This is a genomic window from Daejeonella sp. (assembly GCF_044232565.1).
Taxonomy (GTDB): Bacteria; Bacteroidota; Bacteroidia; order Sphingobacteriales; family Sphingobacteriaceae; genus Daejeonella.
Genome location: NZ_JBIILQ010000176.1, coordinates 1 through 5,906, shown reverse-complemented (window position 1 = coordinate 5,906; position 5,906 = coordinate 1). Strand labels below are relative to the sequence as shown.

Sequence of the window (5,906 nt, the reverse complement as noted above, 5' to 3'; positions counted from 1 at the left end):
AACATGAATTCCCCAATTACCCCAGGCCAGAAAAGCAATGGCACAAAGGGTGCTAAAGTTGTCAATGTACCTGAGAGGACCGGCAAGAACACCTCTGCAGCTGCCATTTTAGCTGCTTTTTTTATTGGCACCTTCCCATTATCAAAAATTCTATGTGTATTTTCAATAACCACAATTGCATCGTCCACAACAATACCTAGTCCCAGCAAGAAAGAGAACAATACCATCATATTCATGGTAAAATTGAATCCCATTATTCCTCCCAAAGCTGGCATGGCCATAAAGGCGATGAACATGGATAAAGGCACTGATAAGGCAACAAAAATAGCATTAGTGATACCCATGAAGAACATTAAAATCACTGTTACCAAGATAAAACCAATAATGATGGTATTAATAAGATCATGAAGAGTAACTCTTGTCCTGTTCGACTGATCACCTGTAACAGTTACATTTAAATTTTTAGGTAATTGACCATCCTTCATCTTTGCAATTATTGCAATAATTTTATCGGACGCATCAATTAAATTCTCACCACTTCTTTTCTTAACATTCAGTGTAATTACATTCTTACCGTATAATCGCGCATAACTTTCCTGTTCTTTAAATGAATCTTTAACTTCAGCAAGGTCTCGAAGGTAAATTGAAGAACCTGTAGGAGTTTTGATGATTAAATTGGCAATTTCATCAGCACTAGCAAATTCTTTTTTAACGTTTAACGTTCTACGAACACCATCCATTTTGATGGTACCACCAGAAATAGTCAAATTCTCATATCCAATGGCGCGTTCAATATCAGAGAATGATACTCTAGCTGCAGCCATTTTATTTATATCGGCATTGATTTGAACTTCTTGCTCTAAGGCACCAATGATGTCAACACCAGAAATCTCCTTTAAACTTTCAACCTGATCTTGAATATCATCCGCATACTTTTTAAGACTTTTTAGGTCATAATCTCCAGATATATTAAGATACATAATCGGTAAGTCCGATAAATTAATATCTTGAACATTGGGTTCATTTGGAAGATCATTGGGAAGATCTTGCCTTGCCTTATCAACAGCATCTTTAACCCGCTGCTTTGCATCCTTAATATCAACATTGGTATTAAATTCGGCGGTAATTATAGAGAAATCTTGGTATGAATTGGAAGTGATTTTCTTCAATCCTGAAGCAGATTTCAATTGCTTTTCAAGCTGTTTTGTCACCAAATTCTCCATATTTGCAGGAGAAGTACCAGGATAAACAGTCTGTACGAATATTTTAGGGATAATAACCTCCGGGAAATTTTCTTTGGGCAAGCCTACATAAGAAAAGTAACCTATAACAGAAATAATAACAGTAAGTACATAAATAGCGGTCCTGTTTTCTATTGCCCAACTAGAGGGTTTAAACTCTTTAAAATTGTCTTTCATCTTATTTTATAATGTATAACCTTGATTAATTGGACTTTATAGAATCACCAGGACTTAAGCCTTGCATTCCAGCGACAATAACCTGATCACCAACTTTGAGACCTGATAAAATTTCAGCGCGACCTTCAGAAATTTTGCCTGTTTTAATATCTATACGCTTTGCTTTACCATTCTCGGAAATAAACACATAATCGCCATTTTCGGCCTTTTGAATTGCATTTACAGGAATAACTAGGGCATTAACATTTTGATAATCAATTATTTTAAGGACCGCCAACATATTTTGACGATATTTTTTATTTGAAGGCAGCTTTATTTCAACATTAAAACTTCTCGACACAGCATCTATCGTTCTTGAAGCAAAAGAAATTTTTGTTGAAACTGTATCTGGAACATCTGGCAAGATAATTTGAACCTTATCTCCTTGATTTACTCTGCTAGCATAAGATTCTGCAATTTGTGCCTTTGCAGTCAATTTGTTAGCGTTTACCACGCGAATACCTGACATGCCTGGCATTACCGCCTGTCCTACTTTAAGGTCCATGGCATCGATTGTTCCTGAAATTGGTGATTTTATTTTGTACATCGACATTTGCGACTTCATAGTTGCAATGCGACGTTCTGCAGCATCTTTTTGGGTTTTGGCACTCAAATACTGGACCTCAGTACCAATTTTTTGATTCCAAAGGTTCTTTTGACGTTCAAAAAGAGTTGTTGCAAGCTCTAAAGAATTTTGAAGCTCAGAAATACTCTGACGCAAAACTTGATCGTCAATTTGAGCTAAAACCTGTCCCTTAACCACATTCTGACCTACGTTAGCATAAACGGCCGTAACTACACCAGGAGCTTCCGGATTTACCTGCACATTTTCTTCTGCGTCAATCTTTCCTTGTACCTCTAAATAATTTTCAAAAGAACTTTCTGAGAGTTCCAATAAATTAACATCCTTTATATCGCTAGCAGCTGTAACAATACCAACTTCACTTTCAAGCTTTTCTATTTTAGCATTTAGGCTATTACGTTCCTTTTTTAAAGCCTCTAACTCAGATTTCTTATCTGTTTCTTTTCCACCACAAGAGGCCAAAAACAATGCTCCAGCAATAAATAGTAATTTTTTCATGTATCTGTTATTTTATTTGAATTTTTATTAAAACAGCATTATTTATATTTTAAGCTGCTATTGAGTTTTAATTAATAAACTATTTTTCCTAATGCCCTATCAACGTTTACTTTATTGATCAAAAGGTCATAAAGTGCATTGATATAATTGTTTTGAGATTCTTTTAAAGAAGTTTCAGCAGAGGTTACTTCAATACTAGAACCCACGCCCTCCTCATATTTAATTTTAGATACCCTCAAAACCTCCTGCGCCAATTCCATATTTCGCTTTTGGTTTTGAAGAGATTTCAAACCATTTTTATACACTGTTTGCGCCTGTTCAACTTCCAGATTAATTCCATTTTTTAGGTTTACAAGGCTGTTCTCTGTTTTCAGCACTTCTAATTTTGCATTTCGTACTTGATATGTTTTTATACCTCCTGATAAAATAGGTACAGATAAACGAAAACCTACCACAGTTGTTGGGAAGCTTCTATCAAATAAGCTATTGAATTTTTGAGACTGCAAACTTTGCAGCGAGCTACCAAATGCAACCAAAGAGGGCAAAAACAAACTTTTATACCTTTTAACATCCAATTCGTTGATTTTTTTCTGGGTTTGTAGCAAAGAATATTCAATTCTGTTTTGATAAGAACTGGTTTCATCCAAAGCAATTGATTCTTCAACCTGTAGGCTGGCAATGGAATCTTTAAGTTTTAATTTAGATTGAATGTTCATACCCATTTGAAATTTCAATAGGTTCACATTCAATTCCAACAATCGGATTACATTTTCGCGTTCAGTTTCTAAATTATTACTGAGAACCTTTAAACGATCTACATCAATCTTTTCAACAAAGCCATTTGCAAAAAGAGCTTGTGTGTCATTGAATGATTTCTTTAATCTATTCATGTTGGCATCTAAAAGATTAAGCTGTTCATTACTTACTAAAACAGAATAATAAGCCTTAGTTACTGCTACAGCAGTTTCGATTCGATTACGTTTTACGCTTTTATTCGAGAGCTCTTTGAAGGTTTGAGATGCTTTTAAACCAACTAGATATGAACCATCAAACAATAGCTGACTTAACTCTAATCCGATAGATGATTGGTATTGAACGCCAAATCTAACTGGGACTTGAGTACCGGGCTTATCAAAAAATTCACCTGGTAATAAACTCGTTGGCACCTTTAAGAAATCTTGGAAATTTACATTTCCATTTAGTTGGGGCAAACCAATCCCGATTGTTTTCTTAACCGTATTATTAGCAATTTCCTCATCAATTGTTGCGTTTAATATTGAAACTTGATGCGATTGTGCGTAGTCGATCGCTTCTTTCAAACTAAAGCTAATTAAGGTATCAGATTGTTGTGCTTTGGCTGAGAGGACAGCAAAAAAACAAATGGTTAAGCTTAGATATTTATAATTCATATTTTTATTCTTCTTCAATTATTTCTTTGTATTTATTTATTAGTTTATGTCCTTTAAGTGTGCAAATACCATAAAGGAAATGCTCAGTTAACTCAGCCATAACCTGCGCCAAGCCATATTTCCCGTGAGTGTAAGTAGATGAATTGTTAAAGATTAAATCAATCTGCTCTAAGCGCATTTGCGTTAAAATATCAGCTTTCAGGTCCTTTCTAAAAAAACCTTCTGCAATACCCCGAATTAAATTATCATGAATAGCCCTAAATAAATCCTTTTGTCTAAATTCTTTAAAAAATACCCATGCCTGAGGATGATATTTTTGAAGATCATAAAACAAGATTGGATTCAGATTTGATAATTGATCCTTCATGTTGGTAAGATTGAAGAATACCTCATGAACGGCATTATCAGACAAAGCAACAGAATTAATAATTAGGGATTTTTGCAAGTTAAGTTTGAGCTCGATAATGATATTTACCAATTCATTTTTATCAGCAAAATGAGCGTAGATAGTCTTTTTTGACATCCCCAAATGCTTGGCAATATCATCCATCGTTACACTTTTAAAACCATATTGGCAAAAAAGCTTGTCCGACTCCGCGATAATATATTCTCTTACGTCCAATGAAAATTAATTAATGGCGCAAAACTATGGAAACTTTTCGTATCGCAAAAGTTTCCGCATGATTTATTTTAAAACATGTAGAAAAATACAAGCAGATGACAAATGTCAAATCATGAGAAATCGGTCAAAAATCTTAACTTTGCAAAAAACAAGACATGAATTTATCCGCATTATCTGCCATATCTCCTATTGATGGTCGCTATCACCATACTACGAAAGAATTATCATCTTATTTTTCTGAAGCAGCCTTAATAAAATTCAGGGTTTATGTGGAGATAGAGTATTTTATTTCACTATGTGAGTTGCCTTTAGCACAATTAAAGTCATTCGATAAAAAACATTTTGAATCTTTAAGGGCTGTTTACGTTAAATTCAATGATGCTGACGCTGAGGCAGTTAAAGAGATTGAGAAAACAACCAATCATGATGTAAAGGCCGTTGAATATTTCATTAAGGATAAGTTCTCTGAACTAGGTTTAGATGAGTTTAAAGAGTTCATACATTTTGGATTAACTTCTCAGGATATTAATAATACAGCTATTCCTCATTCATTTAAGCTAGCAGTTCAAAATTCCTATTTACCAGCTATTCAAGAACTATTAAGTCATTTAAAAGGGCGAGTAAGCGAATGGTCAAAAATCCCAATGTTGGCACATACGCATGGCCAACCCGCCTCTCCTACTTTATTAGGAAAAGAACTCCATGTATTTGTTGAACGAATTGAGGCTCAATTGGTTCAATTACAGAATATTCCATTCTCTGCCAAATTTGGTGGAGCTACCGGCAATTTCAACGCCCATCATGTGGCCTATCCAGAAATAAACTGGACTGACTTTGCCAATAATTTTGTGAACAAGCGATTGGATTTAAATCGTTCACAATACACCACGCAGATTGAGCATTACGATAATTTTGCGGCACATTGCGATGCCATGAAACGCATTAATAATATATTAATCGATTTGAATAGAGATATGTGGTCTTACATATCTATGAATTATTTTAAACAAAAAATCAAAGCTGGCGAGGTTGGATCATCGGCTATGCCACATAAGGTTAATCCAATTGATTTTGAAAATTCGGAAGGCAATTTAGGTCTGGCGAACGCTATATTTGAACATCTGGCCGCTAAACTTCCCATCTCCAGACTTCAACGTGATCTTACCGACTCAACCGTATTAAGAAATATTGGAGTTCCTTTAGCACATACTTTAATCGCTTTAAAATCAACACTTAGAGGTTTTAATAAACTATTACTTCATGAATCTGCCATAGCGTCCGACCTAGAAGCAAACTGGCCTGTGGTTGCGGAAGCCATTCAAACTATACTTAGAAGA

5 protein-coding genes are annotated in these 5,906 nt (G+C 34.8%); 1 reads left to right on the top strand and 4 read right to left on the bottom strand.

Annotated features, from left to right (window positions below; translation table 11 throughout):
- The 4 genes from ACILQF_RS09730 to ACILQF_RS09715 all read right to left on the bottom strand — a co-directional run.
- The coding region (locus ACILQF_RS09730; RefSeq protein WP_395627218.1) for an efflux RND transporter permease subunit at positions 1-1,418 on the bottom strand (1,418 nt) is incomplete at its 3' end.
- 25 nt (positions 1,419-1,443) lie between these two features.
- Positions 1,444-2,538: an efflux RND transporter periplasmic adaptor subunit gene (locus ACILQF_RS09725; RefSeq protein ID WP_395627217.1), complete on the bottom strand. Its 1,095-nt coding sequence runs from the start codon at positions 2,536-2,538 to the stop codon at positions 1,444-1,446.
- A gap of 71 nt (positions 2,539-2,609) precedes the next feature.
- Positions 2,610-3,947, bottom strand: a complete 1,338-nt coding sequence (locus ACILQF_RS09720; protein WP_395627216.1) for a TolC family protein — start codon at positions 3,945-3,947, stop codon at positions 2,610-2,612.
- A 4-nt stretch (positions 3,948-3,951) separates the two neighbouring features.
- On the bottom strand, positions 3,952-4,569 hold the full coding sequence (locus ACILQF_RS09715; protein WP_395627215.1) for a TetR/AcrR family transcriptional regulator: 618 nt from the start codon (positions 4,567-4,569) through the stop codon (positions 3,952-3,954).
- A 155-nt stretch (positions 4,570-4,724) separates the two neighbouring features.
- On the opposite strand from ACILQF_RS09715, the gene purB reads away from it, so the two are divergent.
- On the top strand, positions 4,725-5,906 hold a 1,182-nt coding region (gene purB / locus ACILQF_RS09710; protein ID WP_395627214.1), incomplete at its 3' end, for an adenylosuccinate lyase.

Coding starts and splice junctions, on each gene's coding strand:
- ACILQF_RS09720 (WP_395627216.1), bottom strand. CDS start 3,947: ATGAATTATAAATATCTAAGCTTAACCATTTGTTTTTTTGCTGTCCTC.
- ACILQF_RS09725 (WP_395627217.1), bottom strand. CDS start 2,538: ATGAAAAAATTACTATTTATTGCTGGAGCATTGTTTTTGGCCTCTTGT.